General features: G+C 71.0%; 21 protein-coding genes and 1 other RNA gene. 11 read left to right on the forward strand and 11 right to left on the reverse strand.

The window, feature by feature from the left end:
* Nucleotides 1-37: 37 nt before the first annotated feature.
* Entirely contained in the window at nucleotides 38-508 is a 471-nt protein-coding gene (locus ABZE72_RS03915) for a hypothetical protein (RefSeq protein WP_372727707.1), read from the forward strand.
* On the opposite strand, the gene rnpB is transcribed toward ABZE72_RS03915, so the two are convergent.
* Both rnpB and ABZE72_RS03925 read right to left on the reverse strand, forming a co-directional pair.
* An RNA gene (gene rnpB / locus ABZE72_RS03920) (RNase P RNA component class A) lies at nucleotides 509-918 on the reverse strand.
* Nucleotides 919-961: 43 nt separating this feature from the next.
* Nucleotides 962-1,243, reverse strand: coding sequence for a hypothetical protein (locus ABZE72_RS03925; RefSeq protein ID WP_372727708.1), 282 nt, complete (start codon nucleotides 1,241-1,243; stop codon nucleotides 962-964).
* A gap of 120 nt (nucleotides 1,244-1,363) precedes the next feature.
* On the opposite strand from ABZE72_RS03925, the gene ABZE72_RS03930 reads away from it, so the two are divergent.
* Nucleotides 1,364-2,380 (forward strand): LuxR C-terminal-related transcriptional regulator, encoded by a 1,017-nt coding sequence (locus ABZE72_RS03930; protein ID WP_372727709.1) that lies wholly within the window; start codon nucleotides 1,364-1,366, stop codon nucleotides 2,378-2,380.
* 12 nt (nucleotides 2,381-2,392) lie between these two features.
* Here ABZE72_RS03930 and ABZE72_RS03935 read toward each other — a convergent pair whose 3' ends face one another.
* Nucleotides 2,393-2,743 carry a hypothetical protein gene (locus ABZE72_RS03935; protein ID WP_372727710.1) on the reverse strand — a complete coding sequence of 117 codons (351 nt, stop codon included), beginning with the start codon at nucleotides 2,741-2,743 and terminating at the stop codon, nucleotides 2,393-2,395.
* Between the two features lie 183 nt (nucleotides 2,744-2,926).
* A complete protein-coding gene (map, locus tag ABZE72_RS03940; protein ID WP_372727711.1) occupies nucleotides 2,927-3,814 on the reverse strand; it encodes a type I methionyl aminopeptidase in 888 nt (295 codons plus the stop codon).
* On the opposite strand from map, the gene ABZE72_RS03945 reads away from it, so the two are divergent.
* On the forward strand, nucleotides 3,813-3,998 hold the full coding sequence (locus tag ABZE72_RS03945; RefSeq protein ID WP_372727712.1) for a hypothetical protein: 186 nt from the start codon (nucleotides 3,813-3,815) through the stop codon (nucleotides 3,996-3,998). The genes map and ABZE72_RS03945 overlap by 2 nt on opposite strands.
* Nucleotides 3,999-4,001: 3 nt before the next feature.
* Nucleotides 4,002-4,280, forward strand: a complete 279-nt coding sequence (locus ABZE72_RS03950; RefSeq protein WP_372727713.1) for a hypothetical protein — start codon at nucleotides 4,002-4,004, stop codon at nucleotides 4,278-4,280.
* Between the two features lie 18 nt (nucleotides 4,281-4,298).
* Here the strand turns inward: ABZE72_RS03950 and ABZE72_RS03955 are convergent, their stop codons facing one another.
* The 7 genes from ABZE72_RS03955 to ABZE72_RS03985 all read right to left on the reverse strand — a co-directional run bounded on the left by ABZE72_RS03955 (nucleotide 4,299) and on the right by ABZE72_RS03985 (nucleotide 9,844).
* Nucleotides 4,299-4,814, reverse strand: coding sequence for a hypothetical protein (locus ABZE72_RS03955; RefSeq protein ID WP_372727714.1), 516 nt, complete (start codon nucleotides 4,812-4,814; stop codon nucleotides 4,299-4,301).
* Nucleotides 4,815-4,883: 69 nt separating this feature from the next.
* Nucleotides 4,884-5,633: an amino acid ABC transporter ATP-binding protein gene (locus tag ABZE72_RS03960; RefSeq protein ID WP_372727715.1), complete on the reverse strand. Its 750-nt coding sequence runs from the start codon at nucleotides 5,631-5,633 to the stop codon at nucleotides 4,884-4,886.
* Nucleotides 5,634-5,637: 4 nt separating this feature from the next.
* Complete coding sequence (locus ABZE72_RS03965) at nucleotides 5,638-6,423, reverse strand: amino acid ABC transporter permease (RefSeq protein WP_372727716.1); 786 nt, start codon at nucleotides 6,421-6,423, stop codon at nucleotides 5,638-5,640.
* A gap of 44 nt (nucleotides 6,424-6,467) precedes the next feature.
* A complete protein-coding gene (locus ABZE72_RS03970; RefSeq protein WP_372727717.1) occupies nucleotides 6,468-7,262 on the reverse strand; it encodes an ABC transporter substrate-binding protein in 795 nt (264 codons plus the stop codon).
* 10 nt (nucleotides 7,263-7,272) lie between these two features.
* Nucleotides 7,273-8,520, reverse strand: coding sequence for a PQQ-dependent sugar dehydrogenase (locus ABZE72_RS03975; protein WP_372727718.1), 1,248 nt, complete (start codon nucleotides 8,518-8,520; stop codon nucleotides 7,273-7,275).
* Between the two features lie 42 nt (nucleotides 8,521-8,562).
* On the reverse strand, nucleotides 8,563-9,420 hold the full coding sequence (gene panB, locus ABZE72_RS03980; protein ID WP_372727719.1) for a 3-methyl-2-oxobutanoate hydroxymethyltransferase: 858 nt from the start codon (nucleotides 9,418-9,420) through the stop codon (nucleotides 8,563-8,565).
* A gap of 64 nt (nucleotides 9,421-9,484) precedes the next feature.
* Nucleotides 9,485-9,844 carry an antibiotic biosynthesis monooxygenase gene (locus ABZE72_RS03985; RefSeq protein ID WP_372727720.1) on the reverse strand — a complete coding sequence of 120 codons (360 nt, stop codon included), beginning with the start codon at nucleotides 9,842-9,844 and terminating at the stop codon, nucleotides 9,485-9,487.
* A gap of 41 nt (nucleotides 9,845-9,885) precedes the next feature.
* Here ABZE72_RS03985 and ABZE72_RS03990 point away from each other — a divergent pair, with 41 nt between their 5' ends.
* The 7 genes from ABZE72_RS03990 to ABZE72_RS04020 all read left to right on the forward strand — a co-directional run.
* A complete protein-coding gene (locus tag ABZE72_RS03990) occupies nucleotides 9,886-11,928 on the forward strand; it encodes an NAD(+) synthase (protein ID WP_372727721.1) in 2,043 nt (680 codons plus the stop codon).
* Nucleotides 11,929-12,065: 137 nt separating this feature from the next.
* Nucleotides 12,066-12,737, forward strand: a complete 672-nt coding sequence (locus tag ABZE72_RS03995; protein ID WP_372727722.1) for a hypothetical protein — start codon at nucleotides 12,066-12,068, stop codon at nucleotides 12,735-12,737.
* Nucleotides 12,738-12,818: 81 nt separating this feature from the next.
* Nucleotides 12,819-14,156: a glutamine synthetase family protein gene (locus ABZE72_RS04000; protein ID WP_372727723.1), complete on the forward strand. Its 1,338-nt coding sequence runs from the start codon at nucleotides 12,819-12,821 to the stop codon at nucleotides 14,154-14,156.
* Entirely contained in the window at nucleotides 14,153-14,539 is a 387-nt protein-coding gene (locus ABZE72_RS04005; RefSeq protein WP_372727724.1) for a hypothetical protein, read from the forward strand. The genes ABZE72_RS04000 and ABZE72_RS04005 overlap by 4 nt, the downstream gene beginning before the upstream one ends.
* Complete coding sequence (locus ABZE72_RS04010; RefSeq protein WP_372727725.1) at nucleotides 14,536-15,279, forward strand: type 1 glutamine amidotransferase; 744 nt, start codon at nucleotides 14,536-14,538, stop codon at nucleotides 15,277-15,279. The genes ABZE72_RS04005 and ABZE72_RS04010 overlap by 4 nt, the downstream gene beginning before the upstream one ends.
* Entirely contained in the window at nucleotides 15,276-18,263 is a 2,988-nt protein-coding gene (locus tag ABZE72_RS04015) for a bifunctional [glutamine synthetase] adenylyltransferase/[glutamine synthetase]-adenylyl-L-tyrosine phosphorylase (protein ID WP_372727726.1), read from the forward strand. The genes ABZE72_RS04010 and ABZE72_RS04015 overlap by 4 nt, the downstream gene beginning before the upstream one ends.
* 151 nt (nucleotides 18,264-18,414) lie before the next feature.
* The coding region (locus tag ABZE72_RS04020) for a DUF222 domain-containing protein (RefSeq protein ID WP_372727727.1) at nucleotides 18,415-19,041 on the forward strand (627 nt) is incomplete at its 3' end.

Here is a 19,041-nt window from a genome sequence, read left to right on the forward strand (position 1 = left end):
CTATTTTCGCGGAAGGCTCACGTCGAGGAGGTGTGCCGTGCGAAGGCCGGGATGGGCGACGCTCGCGTTGCTGCTCGCTGTCCTGTGCTCGCCTTCTGCCCCCGCCGCCTCCGCACCGCCGGGCGCCGACCGTCGACCGCCGTCGTCCGGGTTCACGCAGACAGACGTCCCGGTCCGGGTGGGGGCGCCGCTGCCGTCCGACCTGGCGCTCGTCCAGGGGTGGGCGCGTGACGACCGCTCCGGCGTGGATCGCGTGACGGTCTTCTTCTGCCCGGGCACGCGGCACCAGGACGGTTCGTGGGTCTGCACCAGCGAGCTCTCCCCGGTGTCCACGCCCTTCCAGGTGCGCGCGGAGGTGGTGTGCCGGGCGGGATCACGGCGTCGCGACTGCCAGTGGCGGACGCCCGCACCGGAGCGGCCCGGCCGGTACCTCGTCCTGGTCCGCGCCCAGGACCGCAGCGGGCGCAGTGCAACCTCGCCCGAGGTGTTCGAGGTGCTCGTGCTCTGAGGGATGGGCTGGCCTGTAGGCCGGGTTCTGTCCCCGGGACCCTCACGGGTGTCCGGGGGGCGACCATCCATCTACGGCTGCCGTTGCCGACAGCCTCCAGCGGTCTACCCGCGCACTCGGGCGGGCCGCCCTCGAACGTGCGCGCACCGCCTCCGAGGAGGCGACTTCTTGACCTTGCTCCAGGCGGGGTTTACCGAGCCGATCCGGTCACCCGGATCGCTGGTGGGCTCTTACCCCACCGTTTCACCCTTACCGCTGAGCACCGAAGCGCCCAGTGGCGGTCTGTTCTCTGTGGCACTTTCCCGCGGGTCACCCCGGGTGGGTGTTACCCACCACCTTGCCCTGTGGAGCCCGGACCTTCCTCGACACCGACCCCGAAGGGACGGCAGCGCGGTCGCCCGGCCAGCCCATCCGGGGATCACTCTAGGGGAGCGCGGCGTGCTCCGCTTCATGTCAGCCGGTGGTCTCGAGCACGCGGGCGGTCGGCTCGCCGTCGAGGGCGGGGGAGTTGGCTGGATTCGCCCAGACCACCGAGCGCAGGAAGGTGAGGAACCCCGCTGCCTGGGCTGCGTCGTCGAAGTCGAGGTCGATGACGACGTAACGCTCGTCGTCGACGGGGCGGCGGATCCGGTGGGCACGTACGCCGGCAGCGGTCCGGGCCTCGTCGAAGTGGTCGAACGCCGCGCGCCAGGTGTCGTAGTCGCTGATCCGGTGCTGGATGAGCAGGGTGGCCATGGCTGACTCCGTTGGTGGTGACCGCCCTGGTGGCGGTGGATTCGACGCTAGACGGGCCCGCCTCGAGGGTGCATCCCAGATCTCTGGGCCGTTGTCCCCGGCCGGAGTAGCGTGCGGAAGGTGTCGCTCGTCGATCGTGTGCAGGGGGCCCTCCGAGGAGTCGAGGACGGTCGTGAGCTGCGACGGGCGGTCCTGGAGGCGGTCCGCCGTTCGGTCGGCTTCGACGCTCATGCCTGGCTGCTGACCGATCCCGAGACAGAGGTCGGCTCATCTCCGCTCGCGGAGGTCCCGTGCGTCGAGCGGCTGCCCGAGCTGATCGGCCTGAAGTACCGCACGACGACCCATCGCTGGACCGGCCTCGCCTCCGATCGGGCTGTCTCGCTGGCGACCGCGGAGGACAACGGTGGACCGTGGCGCGACTTCCTGAGGGAGTACGGCGTGCACGACGTCGCCTCGGTCGTCTTCCGGGACCGCTGGGGGTGCTGGGGGTTCCTCGATCTGTGGCGATCGACGGGACCCTTCCGGACGGCTGAGCTCGCGGCCCTGAGCAGCGTGCTTCCCATCGTCACGGGGGCGCTCCGGGAGAGCCAGGCGAGGCTGTTCGACCGCCCGGCGGCCGAGCAGGCTCACCACCGACCCGGAGTGATGCTGTTGGGCCCCGATCTGTCGCTGCGTCGGCAGACGGCCGGTGCCGAGGACCATCTACGGGCACTGCTCCCCACCGAGAAGGACCGCCGGCCGGTTCCGGCGATCGCCTACAACGTCGCCGCCCAGCTCCTGGCTGTGGAGGCCGGCGTCAGCGACCAGAGGCCGGAAACGCGCGTCGCGATCGACCCCGGTCAGTGGTGGACGTTCCGAGCCGCCCGGCTGGAGACACCTGTGGATCAGACCTCCGACATCGCTGTGACGATCGAACGCACCGCCGCGCGCGACCGGCTGGAGCTCTTCTGTCGAGCACACCAGCTGACCGACCGCGAGGTGGAGATCCTGCGCTGTCTCGCCGACGGCGAGGACACCCGGGCGGTGGCCGGCCGGCTGCACCTGTCGGAGTTCACCGTCCAGGACCACCTCAAGTCGGTGTTCGCCAAGACCGGGGTGAACAGCCGACGGGCGTTGCTGGCGCGGGCCCTGGGCTGACGACGGAGTCGCTCAGTCCAGGCAGAACGCGGTGACCCGGGTACGACCCACCATCCGACCGTCCTCCGCCTCGACGTAGGCGTCGGCGAACTGCTCGGCGGTCTGCTCGTCGGCGAAGAGCAGCGAGCTGATCAACACCGAGGGATCGAACCCGAGCGCCTCCGCGGCGCCGGAGAGACACCCGGCGTCCGACACTCCCGCGGTGTAGCCGTAGGCGGCGACGGACTCCACCGAGGCGTCGATCTCGTCGGGGTCGCCCGCGGCCAGGACCACGGCGACGTACTCGCCCCCGTGCTGGGGAGCTGCCACGTCGTCGGGGAACTGCGGCGTGCTCGCCGTGGTGGCAGGAGGCTCGTCCAGCACCCTGGAGGGTGCGTCGTCGGCGCAGCCCCCGAGTGTGACCGTGAGCAGCAGGGCGGGAAGCGGACGCAGGACGGAACGACGCGTCTGAACCTCCTCGACGACAGTGCCCCGGTGACGCGGTCTGCTGGTGGGATGCACGGAACGGTCCGGGAGTTGCCCGCGACTCCCGCCGCGGCCAGATGACTAGGGGAGCGTGAGCACCTCGGCGCCGGTGGGTGTCACCAGCAGGGTGTGCTCGAACTGGGCGCTGCGCTTGAGGTCCTTGGTGACGACCGTCCAGTCGTCGGGCCACATCTCCCACTCGTGCGTGCCCAGGTTGAGCATCGGCTCGATGGTGAAGGTCATGCCGACCTCGATCATCGTGTCGTAGGCCGACTCGTCGTAGTGCGGCACGATCAGGCCGGAGTGGAAGTGCGTGCCGATGCCGTGACCGGTGAAGTCGCGGACCACGCCGTAGCCGTGTCGCTTGGCGAAGGACTCGATCACCCGGCCGATCACGTTGATCCGGCGACCGGGCTTGACGGCCTTGATGCCCCGGTCGAGCGCCTCGCGGGTGCGCTCGACCAGCAGGCGGGACTCCTCGTCCACGTCGCCGGCGTAGAAGGTGGCGTTGGTGTCGCCGTGCACGCCGTTGAGGTAGGCGGTGATGTCGATGTTGACGATGTCGCCGTCCTCGATCCGACGGCTGTCCGGGATGCCGTGGCAGATCACCTCGTTGACGCTCGAGCACAGCGACTTGGGGAAGCCGCGGTAGCCGAGGGTGGAGGGGTAGGCGCCGTGGTCGCACAGGAACTCGTGCCCGATCCGGTCGAGCTCGTCGGTGGTGATCCCGGGCTCAACGTGCGACCCGACCAGCTCGCGGGCCTGGGCGGCCAGCTTGCCGGCGATCCGCATCTTCTCGATGGTCTCGGCGTCCTTCACCTCGGATCCGGTGAAGCGAGCGGGCGCCGGCTTGTCGACGTACTCGGGTCGGGGGATGTGTGCCGGCACCTGCCGACGGGGGGAGATCGTTGCTGCTGCCACTGGACTCACCGGACCGAGTGTACGGACGCGTGTAGTTTCACTCGACATGAGCAAGTACTACTTCTGCGTCAAGCACCACGAGGTCGAGGGCGAGCACGGCTGTCCCGCGATCGACCGCCTCGGTCCCTACCCCACCCGGGAGGAGGCGGCGAACGCCCTCCAGAAAGCGGAGGAGCGCAACGAGGAGTGGGACAACGACCCCTACTGGGGCGACGACACGCTCGAGGACTGAGCCGTGGCGAAGTCTCACCCCCGGCGCAACGACACCCCGGCTGCGCCGTTCATCGGCATGGCCGGGATGTCCTGTGCGTTCTTCCTGTATGCCGCGAGCGGGCTGCTGACGCCGTGGTGGGCGGCCGTCGGGCTGATGCTGGTGTGGGCGGTGCTGCTCTTCCTGGCCACGGCGTGGTGGACACCCCGCCCGCACTGGCTGCCCTATCTGGCCGTCTTCACCGTGGTGTTCTGGTTCGCCACGGTCAACGCCGGCGCGTACTGGCTCGGCTGGGGCACCTGACGCTCCGAGCGGCCTGCGTCATCGGTGCTGCACGTCGATCACCAGCCGCTGCGGGTCGTGCAGCCGGAACACCCGGTACGGCGCCCGGTGGCGCAGCGCGAGGCCGAAGCTGACGTGGCCCTCGAAGTCGCCGGTGAAGGCGAGGGCCTTGAGCGTCTCGAAGCGCGGGCGCGCGATCCGCGGGCCCTCGTAGACGTTCCCGCCCTCGTCGTCGTGGGCGTACGCCGGGCTGAGTACCAGGGCGATGCCCGACCTGCCCTTGATCGGCACCTTCTCGCCCGAGCCGTCGTAGCGGAACCGCTTGCGGTAGCGCGCCGTTCCACTGGGGATCTTGCCGTCGATCTCCAGCACGACCCGGTCGAACTTCTTGTGGGCGCCGTAGCGCAGGTCGACGACCCGGGGCGCCTTGGCCTTCTCGTTGGTCCAGCTGCTCGTGTGGTCGATCCAGTCCGGCAACGCCCCGGCGGGCGGTGCCGGAGCGAGCGTGGTGATGGTCAGGGCCGTCACGGCGACGGCAGTGCGGAAGCGGAACATGGCGGTGTCTCCCTCCAGACGAGTTCCTGGAAGTGAGACGCGCCAGCCGCCCCCGCGGTTGTCAGGGCGTCAGAGAACCTTGGAGAGGAACTCCTGGGTCCGCTCGTGCTGCGGGTTGGACAACACCTCGCCGGGCTCGCCCTCCTCCATGATGATCCCCTCGTCCATGAAGACCAGCTTGTCGCCGACCTCGCGGGCGAAGCCCATCTCGTGGGTGACGACCATCATCGTCATCCCGTCGGCGGCCAGTGTCTTCATCACCTCGAGCACGTCCCCCACGAGCTCGGGGTCCAGGGCGCTGGTGGGTTCGTCGAAGAGCATCAGGTCCGGCTCCATCGACAGTGCCCGCGCGATCGCGACCCGCTGCTGCTGGCCACCCGAGAGGTGGGCCGGGTAGGCGTCCGCCTTGTCCTCGAGGCCGACCCGGGCCAGGTTCTCCAGCGCACACTGGGTGGCGTCCGCCTTGCTGCGTCCCTTCACCCGGCGCTGGGCCAGGGTCAGGTTGGCGGTGACGGTGAGGTGGGGGAAGAGGTTGAACGACTGGAAGACCATCCCGATCCGGGAACGCACCTCGTTGAGGTCGGTCTCCGGGTCGGTGATGTCGACCCCCTCGACCAGCACCCGGCCCTTGGTCGGCACCTCGAGCCGGTTCACGCAGCGCAGCAGCGTCGACTTCCCGGAGCCGGACGGCCCGATCACACAGACCACCTCGCCGTCGTCGACGTGGAAGTCGATGCCCTTGAGCACCTCGTTGCGGCCGAAGGACTTGTACAGCTGCTGGACGTCGATCGCGTGCTCGTAGTCAGGCTTGTCGGTCACGTGATCAGCGTCCTCTCGCGCCGCGGCGCTCCATGTAGGCCACCAGCCGGGTCAGCGGCAGGGTGACGGCCAGGTACATCAGGGCCGCGATGGTCAGCGGCGTGGAGTTGCCCACCGAGGAGACGGAGTCCCGGGCGAACGTGGTGAGCTCCTGCTCCTGGATCGCCATGCCGGCGATGAAGAGCAACGAGGTGTCCTTGATCAGGACGACGAGCTCGTTCGTGAGCGGTGGGATCACGATCCGGAAGGCCTGGGGGAGGACGACCGAGACCATCGTCCAGCTCCCCGACATGCCGAGCGAATGGGCCGCCTCGACCTGCCCCTTGGGCACGGCCTGGATGCCGGCCCGGATCGTCTCGGCGATGTAGGCGGCCGAGACGATGATCAGGGCCAGCAACCCGGCACCCGCGCTGCCGCCGGGCGGTCGCCACTGGAACGCGATCGGCACCGCGAAGGCGAAGGTGAAGATCACCAGCAGGGCGGGCAGCCCCCGGAAGAACTCGATGTAGGCCGTCGCTGCCCACCGGTACGGCGCCACCGGGGAGAGCTTCATCAGGGCCAGCACGAGGCCGAAGACCATGCCGCCGGCGAAGGCGATCGCCGTGTAGATGATCGTGTTCTTCGCGGCCACGACGATCACGTCGGGGAAGGCGTCCTTGGCGATCTCGACGTTGAAGAACGCCTTCTGGATCGCCGCCCAGTCGGCGGCGAGGACGAGTGCGGCCACGGCCGCGAGGAAGATCAGGTACATCACCCCGCGGGTCAGGCGGGTCTTCGTGGTTCTCTTCACCGGCGTCTCCTCAGCGGTGGTCGACTACGAGTGGACGGACGCCGTCACTTGGTGGAGAAGTACTTCTCGTAGATCGTGTCGTAGTCGCCGCTGTCCTTGAGGGCCTGGAGGTTCTCGTTGATGGCGGCGAGCAGGTCCTCGCTGCCCTCTTCCTTGACGGCCATCCCGTAGGACTCGTCGGTGTCGTACTCCTCGACGATCTCGAACTCGCCCTCGCCGGTGTGCACCAGGTTGACCGGCAGGTCCTGCAGGACCGCCTGGACGCCGCCGGAGTTCAGCGCCGCGTACAGCTCGGCGTCACTGGGGAAGGAGATCAGCTGGGCACCGTCGGGCACGTTGTCCTTGGCGTACTCGGCGCCGGTGGTGCCCTGCTGGACGCCCAGCTTCTTGCCGTCGAGGTCGTCCAGCGAGGCGATGCCGGAGCCGGTGACGGCCAGCAGCGACTGCTTGGAGTCGTAGTAGGGGTCGGAGAAGTCGAGGTTCGCCTCGCGCTCCTCGGTGATCGTCATCGCACTCACCACCACGTCGCACTGGCCGGCGGCCAGGGAGGCGCCGCTCTGCAGGCCGTCGAAGCCGGCGTCCTTGACCTTGAGCTCGAGGTCCATCTTCTCGGCGATGGCGGCCGCGATGTCGATGTCGAACCCGGAGTAGCCGCTCGGGGCGGACTTGTCGGGCTTCACGAAGGGCTTGTACGGCGCATCGGTGCACACCGTGAGCTCGCCGGCGCTGAGCAGCTCGGGCTCACCCTCGGCGGCGTCGGTGCCGCCGGATCCGCAGGCCGAGAGCGCGAGAGCAAGGGCGGCAGTGATGGACAGGGTCTTCAGCTTCCGAGGGCTCATTCCCCGCACTCTAGCGAGGACGGACCAGCAGCACCTTGTCGCGGTCGTAGCCGAGGTCGGTGGTGATCAGCAGCCGGTTCTTCGAGTCCACGGTGATCGAGCGGAGCCGACCGATGTCGCGCAGCGCTGCGGGGGTACGGGTCCGCAGCAGCCGACCCTTGGTGTCGAAGGTCATGAAGACGACCCGCTCGGCCTTGAGGGCGGCCACGGCCAGGGTGCCGCGCAGCGCCCCCCACGAGCGTCCCGTCACCCAGGCGCCGCCGGAGGTGGCCAGGGTGGGCTCCCCGGAGCTCCACCGCGCCTCGACCTGGCGACCGGGCAGGGACTGGTCGGTCATCGGGACGTCCTCGTTGTAGCCCGGGACCGGGTGCCACCCGTAGTCGCCACCCTTGCGGAGCTTGTTGACCTCGTCGTCGAACCACGGGCCGTGCTCGATGGACCACAGGCTGCCGTCGCGGCGCTGGGCGAGCCCCTGGATGTTGCGGTGGCCGTAGGTGAACACGTAGCGCTTGCGCGGGTCGGCCGCCTTGCTGAAGGGGTTGCCCGACAACGGCTTGCCGTTCCAGCGGTTCAGCCGCAGGGTCTTGCCGCCGAGCGAGGTCAGGTCGCGCGGGTTGCTGCCCTGGGCGGCGTCCCCGGTGCCGACCAGCAACGCGCCGTTGCGCAGGATCTCCAGGCGGCACCCGCCGTGGCGGCCGGTGGTGGCCGGCAACCCGGTCACCAGCGCCCGGATCTTCGTGGCGCGGGTGGCGGCGGCGTTCATCCGCCACGCCATCACCCGGACGTCGTTCCCGCCGCCGGCGGGGAAACCGCCCTGACAGGTGTAGATGCGGCGGTTCTTCGCAAACCGCGGGTCGACCTCGAGCGACATCAGCCCGGTCTCGCCCTCGACCCACACCGTCTCCGAGGGGAAGTCGACGACCCGCTTGCGGCCGCCCTCCCAGACGATCAACCGGCCCGAGTCGCGCTCGGAGATGAGCAGTCGCTTGCGGCCGATCTGCTTCACGTCCCAGGGGTTGTCCAGGCCTCGGACCCGGGTGGTCACCCGGAGCCTCGGCACCCCCCGGACGGCCGGTGACCCGGTGGCGGTCCGGGAGGACGTCTCGGAGGAGGTGGTCCGGGTCGAGGTGTCGGAGACCGAGGGCGGGGCCGAGCGCGGACCGTCTGCCGCCGGGGCACACCCGGTCACGGCCAGGGCCGGTGCGGCGACGAGCGCCGCCGTACGCAGGGAGAGACGGGACCACCGGTCGGGGCGCATGCCGGCCACATTACGTCGACGCGCACCCCGGCGGGGCTCCGATCAGAAGGTGTGCTCCTGGGCCGGGAACGTCCCTGCCTTGACGTCCGCGGCGTAGTCCCGCGCGGCCTGGAGCAGGACGCCGTGCACGTCGGCGTACTGCTTGACGAACCGGGCCATCCGGCCGGTGCGCAGCCCGAAGGCGTCCTGCCACACCAGGACCTGTCCGTCGCACTCGACCCCGGCGCCGATGCCGATGGTCGGGATCCCGACCGCTGCCGTCACCTGGGCGGCCACGTCGCCCGGCACCATCTCCATCACCACGGCGAAGGCGCCGGCAGCCTCCAGGGCGCAGGCCTCCTCGACGATCTGGGCGGCCGCGTCGCCGCGGCCCTGCACGCGGTACCCGCCGAGGTTGTGCTCGGACTGCGGGGTGAAGCCGATGTGCGCCATCACCGGGATGCCGCCGTCGGTGAGCAGCTTGACCTGGGGGACCATCGCCAGCCCGCCCTCGAGCTTGACGGCGTGGGCTCCGGCCTCCTTCATGAAGCGCACGCTGGTGTGGAACGCCTGCTCCGGGGAGGCCTGGTAGGAGCCGAACGGCAGGTCGGCCACCACCAGGGCGCGGTGCGCACTGCGGGTCACGGCCCGGACCAGCGGGATGAGCTCGTCGACGGTCACCGGCAGGGAGGTCTCGTTGCCGTAGACGTTGTTGCTGGCCGAGTCGCCGACCAGGAGCACGTCGATGCCGGCCTCGTCGAAGGTCTGCGCGGCGTACTGCTCGTAGGCGGTGAGCATCGTGAACTTCTCACCGCGCTGCTTCATCTCGCGCAGGTGGTGGGTGCGCACCCGCTTCGGTGGGGCCGCCGACTCGGACTTCCCGGGCCCGCTGCCGTACGGCGCGGTCTCTTCAGTGCTCATGGACTCGAGCTCCCTCTCGTGGTCGTCTCGTGGCTCCCCGACGGAGTCCCCGGACGGGTTCAGGCTAGTGGGAACGCCCCGGTCGGGGGCTGTGTCCATCCTCACGGGCGGGCCCGTAGTCGCGGGTGACCGTGGCGACGCGGACCCGGTAGTCGGTGTACCAGACCCGGGCGCCGCGCTCCTGGGCGAGGAGGTGTTCGGCGACCTGCTTCCAGGCCGCGGCCGCAGCCTCGTCGACCCAGTAGGAAACCGTGATCCCCTGCTCCCCGGTGCGCGCTGACTCGATCCCGAGGTAGCCGGGCTGGGCTGCTGCGAGCTTCTCCATCCGGGCAGACATCGTGGTGTAGCCGTGGTCGCCCGGCGTGCGGAGGGAGGTGAAGATGACGGCCGTGTACGGCGGTGTCGGTGTGGTGGCGAAGACCATGGCGACGGTCTACCACGTCGTGAGCGCCCTAGACTCGCGGCGTGGACTTCTACTCGTCGTACGCCCACGGGTTCGCCCGCGTCGCCGCCTGCACCGTGCCGGTGACGATCGCGGACCCGGCGGCCAACGCGCGCACGATCCTCGAGCAGGTGCGGGCCTGTCACGAGGAGGGGGTGGCCCTCGCGGTCTTCCCGGAGCTGAGCCTGTCCGGCTACTCGATCGACGACCTCTTCCTGCAGGAGACCCTGCTCGAGGCCGTCGGGGAGGCGATCGCCGAGCTGGTGGCCGCCTCGACCGACCTGCTACCCGTGATCGTGGTGGGCGCGCCGCTGGTGCACGGCTCCCGGCTGGTCAACGCGGCCGTCGTGATCCACCGCGGCCGGGTGCTGGGGGTGGCGCCGAAGTCCTACCTGCCGACCTACCGCGAGTTCTACGAGCGTCGCTGGTTCGCCCCGGGTGACGACCGCCGCGGCAGCACGATCGTGCTGGCCGGGCAGGACGTGCCGTTCGGGCCCGACCTGATCTTCTCCGCCACCGACCTGCCGGGCTTCGCCCTGCACGTCGAGGTCTTCGAGGACATGTGGGTGCCGATCCCGCCGAGTGCGGAGGCCGCCCTGGCCGGTGCCACGGTGCTGGCCAACCTGTCCGGCAGCCCGATCACGGTGGCTCGCGCCGACGAGCGGCACCTGCTCGCGCGCAGCGCCAGTGCACGCTGTCTCGCCGCCTACGTCTACGCCGCGGCCGGTCAGGGCGAGTCCACCACCGACCTGAGCTGGGACGGTCAGACCATGGTCTACGAGCACGGCGAGCTGCTCGCCGAGGGCGAGCGGTTCCCCGAGGGGCCGCGACGCTCCGTGGCCGACATCGACCTGGAGCTGCTGCGCCAGGAGCGCCGGCGGGTCGGCAGCTTCGACGACAACCGGCGCACCCACGAGGCGCGGATCGGCGCCTTCCGGACCGTCGACTTCGAGCTGCGCCCGCCGATCGGCGACATCGGCTTGCGCCGCAAGGTCGACCGGTTCCCGTTCGTGCCCGACGACCCGGAACGCCTCGCGCAGGACTGCTACGAGGCCTACAACATCCAGGTCTCGGGTCTGGAGCAGCGGCTGCACGCGATCGGCCAGCCCAAGGTGGTCATCGGGGTCAGCGGCGGGCTCGACTCGACGCACGCGCTGATCGTGGCGGCCAAGGCGATGGACCGGCTCGGTCGCGACCGCAGCGAGATCCATGCCTTCACGCTGCCCGGGTTCGCGACCGGGGAGACCACCAAGTCCTACGCCACCCGGCTGGCCAAGTCGCTGGGGGTCACCTTCGAGGAGATCGACATCACCGCGGCCGCCGGCCAGATGCTCAGCGACCTCGACCACCCCTACGCCGAGGGGGAGTCGGTCTACGACGTCACGTTCGAGAACGTCCAGGCCGGGCTGCGCACCGACTACCTCTTCCGGCTCGCCAACCACCGCGGCGGCATCGTGCTGGGCACCGGCGACCTCTCCGAGTTGGCCCTGGGCTGGTGCACCTACGGCGTGGGCGACCAGATGTCGCACTACAACGTCAACGGCGGCGTGCCGAAGACCCTGATCCAGCACCTGATCCGCTGGGTGGCCGACAGTGGGCAGTTCGAGTCCGACACCGGCGACGTGCTGCGCGAGATCGTCGCCCAGGAGATCACCCCGGAGCTGATCCCGGCCGGAGAGGGCGAGGCGCCGCAGTCGACCGAGGCCTCGGTCGGGCCGTACGCGTTGCAGGACTTCACGCTGCACCACGTGATCCGGCGTGGTCACCGGCCCAGCCGGATCGCGTTCCTGGCCTGGCACGCCTGGCGCGACGCCGACACGGGGGAGTGGCCGGCCGGCTTCCCCGCGGAGTCACGGGTGGCCTACGACCTCGCCACCATCCGCCACTGGCTCGACGTCTTCGTCCGGAGGTTCTTCGCCAGTCAGTTCAAGCGCTCGGCGCTGCCGAACGGGCCCAAGGTCAGCTCCGGCGGCACGATGTCGCCGCGGGGTGACTGGCGGATGCCCTCCGACGTGGGTCCGTCCGCGTGGCTGGCCGAGCTGGAGCGGAACGTCCCTCAGGGCTGAGCAGCCCGTGCGTCCGGCTGGACCAGTTGGGTCGGCCGCAACCGATCCGCCACGCCCGACGTCTCTGAGGAGAACAGCAGCGTCGGCACCCATCGGGGGTGCCGAGCCAGTTCCTCACGCGGCGAGGTTCCCCGATCATGAACGACCCCCACGCATGCGTACGGCGGCAGCGCGCCACCGCCGTACTGACTGCCGCCCTGGGCCTGACCCTGGGCCTGACGCTGGGCCTGCTGTCCCCGGCCGCTGCGTCGCCCGCCTCGGCGGATGACCAGCCAAGCTCCGCTTCCCGAGCCGCCGCCCCGCCGGAAGGTGCGCAGCGCACCCGGCTGACCTTCGCGGTGCCGGGCTGCGAGGGCTGCCGGATCCAGTTGCACCGCGTCCGCGAGACCGAGGACGTGAAGCACCCGCACACCTGGCACTCGCGCAACCGTCGGGTGGTCGACGGCGAGGTCACCTTCGACCTTCGCAGCCGGCGCACCTTCGGCATGACGGCCACCGTGGTCGCTCCTTGGGAGGGCCACACTGGTTACCTCACGACCGTGGCGTTCCGGTACGCCGGCAAGTCCGTCGGCGAGCAGGTCACCTTCCGTCAGGCGCGCCACCAGCGTCGTGCGAGCGCCTGCTGGGAAGGCACCCGGCGCGATGCGGTGACGATTCCGCTGGTGGTGCGTCGGGTGCGGGTGCAGGGCGTCCAGGAGCGGGTGCCGGGCAGCATCGCCTACACGCCGTCCACCCAGGCGTGGCTCTCGCCGATGCGGCGCGCGTTCCGGGGCGTGCTGGGCTCGCAGGACTTCGACGTGTGCCGCTGATCGCGGGCGGAACCCGTTCTTCTCCCGCCGCCACGGAGATGGCACCGCACCGGACCGGACGTCACGCCCTAGGCTGAGGCCATGGGCAAGCAGGAAGACTTCGTTCTCCGCGCTCTCGAAGAGCGTGACGTCCGGTTCGTGCGGTTGTGGTTCACCGACGTCCTGGGCTTCCTCAAGTCGGTGGCGGTCGCCCCGGCGGAGCTGGAAGGGGCCTTCGCGGAAGGGATCGGTTTCGACGGATCCGCCATCGAGGGCTTCGCCCGGGTCTACGAGTCGGACATGCTCGCCAAGCCCGACCCGTCGACGTTCCAGATCCTGCCCTGGCGCGGCGAGGGCCCCTCGACGGCCCGCATGTTCTGCGACATCGGGATGCCCGACGGCTCCGCGTCGTACGCCGACCCGCGGCACGTGCTCAAGCGGACCCTGGGCAAGGCGGCGGAGAAGGGCTTCACCTTCTACACCCACCCCGAGATCGAGTTCTACCTCTTCAAGGACACCCCCGAGGCCGGCAAGGACCCGGTCCCGGTGGACCGCAGTGGCTACTTCGACCACACCGCCCAGTCGATGGGCGCCGACTTCCGGCGTGAGGCCATCACGATGCTGGAGTCGATGGGGATCTCGGTGGAGTTCAGCCACCACGAGGGCGGCCCCGGCCAGCAGGAGATCGACCTGCGCTACGCCGACGCGCTGAGCACGGCCGACAACATCATGACCTTCCGCACGGTGATCCGGGAGGTGGCGCTGAGCCAGGGGATCTGGGCGACGTTCATGCCCAAGCCGTTCACCACCCACCCGGGCTCGGGCATGCACACCCACGTGTCGCTCTTCGAGGGCGACCGCAACGCGTTCTTCGAGGCGGGCGCGGAGTACCAGCTGTCCCGGACCGGGCGGCAGTTCATCGCCGGCATCCTCCGGCACGCCCCCGAGATCACCATCGTGACCAACCAGTGGGTCAACTCCTACAAGCGGCTGATCGGCGGGGGAGAGGCGCCGTCGTACATCTGCTGGGGCCACAACAACCGCTCCGCGATGATCCGGGTGCCGATGTACAAACCCAACAAGGGCCAGTCCACCCGGATCGAGCTGCGCACCCTGGACGCCGCCTGCAACCCCTACCTCGCCTACGCCGTCATCCTGGCCGCCGGGATGAAGGGCATCGAGGAGGACTACGACCTGCCGCGCGAGGCCGAGGACGACGTCTGGTCGCTGACCGAGCGCGAGCGTCGCAGCCTGGGCATCGAGCCGCTGCCGCGCAGCCTGCACGACGCGATCCGGATCGCCGAGAACTCCGAGCTGCTGGCGGAGACCCTCGGGGAGCACGTGTTCGACTTCTTCCTCCGCAACAAGCGTGCGGAGTGGGAGGAGTACCGAGGCCAGGTCTCCGCATTCGAGCGGGACCGGATGCTCCCGGTCGTATGATCCGCGAGCCGTACGAGCCGGACCGCGCCCGTCAGCTGCGGATCCTGGTGATGGTGGTGGCCGCGATCGCGGTCGCCCTCGCCGGGTTCGGTGCCTTCCTGGTGACCGATCCCGGCCGGGTCGTCGACGAGGGCCAGGTCAGTGTGGTGCTCCTGCTGCCCGGCGTCCTGCTCGGCACCCTGTCGGCCTGGTCGTTGGTGGCGCTGGCCCGGGTGTCGGTCGTCGCCCGGGTCTCCGTGCCGGCCACGGCCGCGGTGGCCGTGCTGGTGGGGCTGATGCTGAGCCGTACCGGGCCGGGCATGCTGATCGGCCTCGTCGGGATCCTGCTGCTGCTGATGTCCGTGCTGCCGGGGCGCGACCCCGCCGACAGGGCGCCCCGGTGACCGGGGCCGTGTCCTCGCCCCGGGTCCTGGTCGTCGAGCACGCCGGCGAGTGCCCTCCGGCCCTGCTCGGCACCTGGCTGGTCGAGGCCGGGTGCGCGCTCGAGGTCAGCCGGCCGTGGGCGGGCGAGGAGCTCCGGGCGCTCGCCTCGTACGACGCGCTGGTGGTGCTCGGCGGACCGATGGGGGCCGACGACGATGCCCTCTACCCGTGGCTGACGACGGTGAAGGAGCGGGTGCGCGAGGCCGCCGCCGCCGAGCTGCCCACCCTGGGGATCTGCCTGGGCCACCAGCTGGCGGCGGTCGCGCTCGGCGGGGAGGTGCGGCGCAACCCACGCGGCCAGCAGATGGGCGTGCTGGAGGTCGGCTGGCAGGAGGACGCCGCCGAGGACGGGCTGCTCGGCGGGATGGTCGACGCACGGCGCGGCGTCCAGTGGAACAACGACGTGGTCACCGCACTGCCGGAGGGCACCACCGTGCTCGCCCGGACCCCCGAGGGCGAACTCCAGGTCGCCCGCTTCGCCCCCACCGTGTGGGGCGTCCAGCTGCACCCCGAGGCGGATCGTCCCGTGGTCGAGGCCTGGGCCGACTCCGACCGTGGGTCGCACGAGGCGCTCGGCATCGACCAGGAGGCGCTGCTCGTCGGCATCGACGGCGCCCGCGCCGAGCTGGACGAGGCCTGGCGACCGTTGGCCACCCGGCTGGCGGCGCTGGCCACCGGGTTCGCCGAGCGGCGGCGATGACCCGCCCGGTCACCAGCACCGGCGGCCTGACCCGACTCGGCTTCCGGGAGGCCTCGGTCGCGCTCGACCTGCTCGAGCGACTCGGGTCGGCCGCCGAGCCCCTGTTGCCGATCCTGTCCCGGACCGCCGACCCCGACCTGGCCCTCGACGGGCTGGTGGCGCTGGCCGGCGCGCTCGACGACTCGGCCAGCATGCTCACCGAGTTGGCCGACGACGAGGGCACTGCGATGCGGCTGCTCGGCGTGCTCGGGGCCAGCGAGGCGCTCGGCGAGCACCTGGCCCGGCACCCCGAGCAGTGGCGCGAGCTCTGCGACCCGTCACTGGGCTCCACCCGCCCGGCCGCGTTCGCCGTACGCGCCGACCTGCTGCGTGCGGTGGGAGCCGACCCGACCGACCCGACACCGGTGGCGTCGCTGCCCGACGGTGAAGCGCTGGACGCGCTGCGGGTGGAGTACCGCCGGCTCCTGCTGCGCCTGGCCGCGCGCGACCTGACCCACGACCTCGGCCTGGACGACGCCGCAGCCGAGCTCTCCGACCTCGCCGCGGGCACCCTCGACGCCGCGCTGGCCGTCGCCCGGGCCCGGGTCGGCGAGGACGCCGGGCTCGCCCGGTTGGCGATCATCGCGATGGGCAAGTGCGGAGGCCACGAGCTCAACTACGTCTCGGACGTGGACGTGATCTTCGCCTTCGAGCCCAGCGCGCCCGACCTCGACGAGGACCAGGAGCACGCCGCTGCCCGGGCCGCGACCCAGCTGGCGAGCCACGTCATCCAGGTCTGTGGCGACCACACCGGCGAGGGCACGATCTGGCCGGTCGACGCCGCCCTGCGACCCGAGGGCAAGGCGGGTCCGCTGGTGCGCACGATCGCCAGCCACCGCGGCTACTACGAGCGCTGGGCCAAGACCTGGGAGTTCCAGGCCCTGCTGAAGGCCCGACCGGCCGCCGGCGACCTCGCGCTGGGGCGTGCGTACGTCGAGATGGTGTCGCCGATGGTGTGGAGCGCCGCGGAGCGGGAGGGCTTCGTCCCCGACACCCAGGCGATGCGGCGTCGGGTGATCGACAACATCCCGTCCCGCGAGGCCGACCGCCAGCTCAAGCTCGGCTCGGGTGGGCTGCGCGACGTGGAGTTCGCCGTGCAGCTGCTCCAGCTCGTGCACGGCCGCGGCGACGACCGGCTGCGGACGCCGACCACGTTGAGCGCGCTGGCCGAGCTGACCCGGCGCGGGTACGTCGGCCGCGAGGACGGCGAGGCACTGCACGAGGCCTACTCGTTCCTGCGGACCCTCGAGCACCGGATCCAGCTGTTCCAGCTGCGTCGGACCCACGTGGTGCCCGCGGACGAGCCGTCGCTGCGGCGGCTGGCCCGGAGCATGGGGTTCTTCAAGGAGTCCGTGAAGGCGCTGGAGCAGCAGTGGCAGCACCACCGGCGTGAGGTGCGTCGGCTGCACGAGAAGCTCTTCTACCGTCCGCTGCTGGCGGCGGTCGCCAAGATCCCCGGCGACGAGGTCCGGCTCTCGACCGAGGCGGCCGGAGCGCGGCTCGCCGCCCTGGGCTACCTCGACCCGCAGGCCGCCCTGCGCCACCTCGAGGCGCTGACCAGCGGGGTCTCGCGGACCGCGAGCATCCAGCGGGCGCTGCTGCCCGCGATGCTGGAGTGGTTCGCCGACGCCCCGGACCCGGACGCGGGCCTCTTCGGATTCCGCCGGATCAGCGAGTCGCTGGGGGAGAGCCCCTGGTATCTCAAGACCCTGCGGGACGAGGGTCAGGTCGCCGAGCGGCTGGCGCGCCTGCTGGCGACGTCGCGCTACGCCAGCTCGCTGCTGGAGCGCGAGCCGCAGGGCGTGAAGATGCTCGGCGAGGACCTGGCGCCGCTGTCCGGGGAGGTGCTGACCGAGGAGATGCTCTCCGCGGCCCGGCGCCAGGACGACGCGGAGAAGGCCGCGCGCGCCATCCGCGCCGTACGTCGTCGTGAGCTGTTCCGGATCGCCTCGGGTGACCTGCTGGGCCTGATCGACGTGGCCGACGTCGGGGCCGGGTTGTCCCGGCTGACCGATGCCGCTCTGGAGGCGACCCTGGAGGTCGCGGGCCGCGCCGTACGGACCCAGCGGAAGCTGGACGAGGCGCCCACGCGGATGGCCGTGGTGGCGATGGGTCGCTACGGCGGGTTCGAGCTGTCGTACGGTTCGGATGCGGACGTGCTGTTCGTGCACGACCCGTTGCCGGGGGCGGACCCGCAGGTCGCGACGTCGTACGCGACGGCGGTGGCCAACGAGCTCAGCCGGCTGCTCGCGCTGCCTGGCGCCGACCCTGCCCTGCAGGTGGACGCGGACCTGCGGCCCGAGGGGCGGCAGGGCGCGCTGGTCCGGACGCTCGACTCCTATGCGGCCTACTACGCCAAGTGGTCCTCGGTCTGGGAGGCGCAGGCACTGCTGCGCGCGGATGCCGTGGTCGGAGATCTCGACCTGCGTCGGCGGTTCGAGGAGCTGATCGATCCGCTGCGCTTCCCCGAGGACGGGATCACCGAGGACGACGTGATCGAGGTACGGCGGATCAAGGCGCGGGTCGACCAGGAGCGGCTGCCCCGCGGCGCGGACCCGACCACCCACCTCAAGCTCGGGCGCGGGGGACTGGCCGACATCGAGTGGACCGTGCAGCTGCTGCAGATGCGCTTCGCCGGACAGGTCGTCGGGCTGCGGTCGACGCGGACCCTGGAGGCGCTGGCGGCAGCGCAGGCGGCGGGGCTGCTCGAGGCGGACGACGCGGAGGTGCTGGAGCATGGTTGGCGCACGGTCAGCCGGATCCGCAACGCGGTCACGCTGGTGCGCGGCAAGATGGCCGACCAGCTGCCGCGGGACCCGCGGGAGCGGGCTGCGGTGGCCGCGATCCTGGGCTATCCGCCGGGCGACTCCGACGCGCTGGTGAACGACTACCTGCGGATCACGCGGCGGGCGCACGCGGTGGTCGAGTCGATCTTCTGGGGGTAGCGCGTTCGGCCGGGGTGGCGGCGGGTGTGCGGGGTGGACTGGCTGGTCGGTCCCGGAGGATCTGGCGGCGAACGAAATTCGTTGTCCGGATGGTGGAAGATCGGCCGGTTTCGGGGGTCGAAATGTCGGTGGTCGCTGCTGGAATTGACCCATGACCGAGACGCTCGCTGATGTGGACACCGCCGCCGCGGTGCTCGCTGCGGCACGGTCGTCGCGGTCGATCGCGGATGCCGAAGAGGCCCGGTTGTTGCAGCTCGCGGTGGCGTGGGCTGCCATGCACTCGACCGAATCGCTGGCGGACGCGGCGGTGACCTACGACCCGGGGTTCGGGGAGACCGAGGTGCCGGTGGCCGGTCCGGGTGCGCCGTTGGTGGCGGAGTTCTCGGTCCCTGAGTTCGCGGCCGCGATCGGGATGCCGACCGAGGCCGGCAAGGCGTACATCGGGGAAGCGGTCGAGCTGCGGTACCGGCTGCCCCGGACCTGGCAGCGCGTGGTGCGTGGCGACCTGGTCGCGTGGAAGGCGCGGCGGATCGCGAAGTCCACCATCGCCCTCTCCCCGGAAGCAGCACGGTTCGTGGATGACCGGGTCGCGCCCTTTGCGCACACGATTCGCCTGTCGCAGTTGGAGCGGACGATCCAGACCGCGATCGCCCGGTGCATGCCTGAGGAGGCCGAGGCGCAACGCCTGGCGGCTGCGGACTCGAGGGGGTTCCACATCGGGCAGCAGCACTCCGGGATCGACGGCACTGTCGATGTCTGGGGCACGTTGGATGTCGCG

This window comes from Nocardioides sp., assembly GCF_041600255.1.
In the GTDB taxonomy this organism is placed as follows: Bacteria; Actinomycetota; Actinomycetes; order Propionibacteriales; family Nocardioidaceae; genus Nocardioides.

What these genes read in the sequence shown, in the direction of transcription:
- ABZE72_RS03945 (WP_372727712.1), top strand. Translation starts at nt 3,813, where the DNA reads ATGAGCAAGTACTACTTCTGCGTCAAGCACCACGAGGTCGAGGGCGAG.
- ABZE72_RS03955 (WP_372727714.1), bottom strand. Translation starts at nt 4,814, where the DNA reads ATGTTCCGCTTCCGCACTGCCGTCGCCGTGACGGCCCTGACCATCACC.
- ABZE72_RS04000 (WP_372727723.1), top strand. Translation starts at nt 12,819, where the DNA reads ATGGGCAAGCAGGAAGACTTCGTTCTCCGCGCTCTCGAAGAGCGTGAC.
- ABZE72_RS03970 (WP_372727717.1), bottom strand. Translation starts at nt 7,262, where the DNA reads ATGAGCCCTCGGAAGCTGAAGACCCTGTCCATCACTGCCGCCCTTGCT.
- ABZE72_RS03925 (WP_372727708.1), bottom strand. Translation starts at nt 1,243, where the DNA reads ATGGCCACCCTGCTCATCCAGCACCGGATCAGCGACTACGACACCTGG.
- ABZE72_RS04005 (WP_372727724.1), top strand. Translation starts at nt 14,153, where the DNA reads ATGATCCGCGAGCCGTACGAGCCGGACCGCGCCCGTCAGCTGCGGATC.
- ABZE72_RS04015 (WP_372727726.1), top strand. Translation starts at nt 15,276, where the DNA reads ATGACCCGCCCGGTCACCAGCACCGGCGGCCTGACCCGACTCGGCTTC.
- ABZE72_RS03985 (WP_372727720.1), bottom strand. Translation starts at nt 9,844, where the DNA reads ATGGTCTTCGCCACCACACCGACACCGCCGTACACGGCCGTCATCTTC.
- ABZE72_RS03975 (WP_372727718.1), bottom strand. Translation starts at nt 8,520, where the DNA reads ATGCGCCCCGACCGGTGGTCCCGTCTCTCCCTGCGTACGGCGGCGCTC.
- ABZE72_RS03995 (WP_372727722.1), top strand. Translation starts at nt 12,066, where the DNA reads ATGAACGACCCCCACGCATGCGTACGGCGGCAGCGCGCCACCGCCGTA.
- map (WP_372727711.1), bottom strand. Translation starts at nt 3,814, where the DNA reads ATGTCGAGTGAAACTACACGCGTCCGTACACTCGGTCCGGTGAGTCCA.
- panB (WP_372727719.1), bottom strand. Translation starts at nt 9,420, where the DNA reads ATGAGCACTGAAGAGACCGCGCCGTACGGCAGCGGGCCCGGGAAGTCC.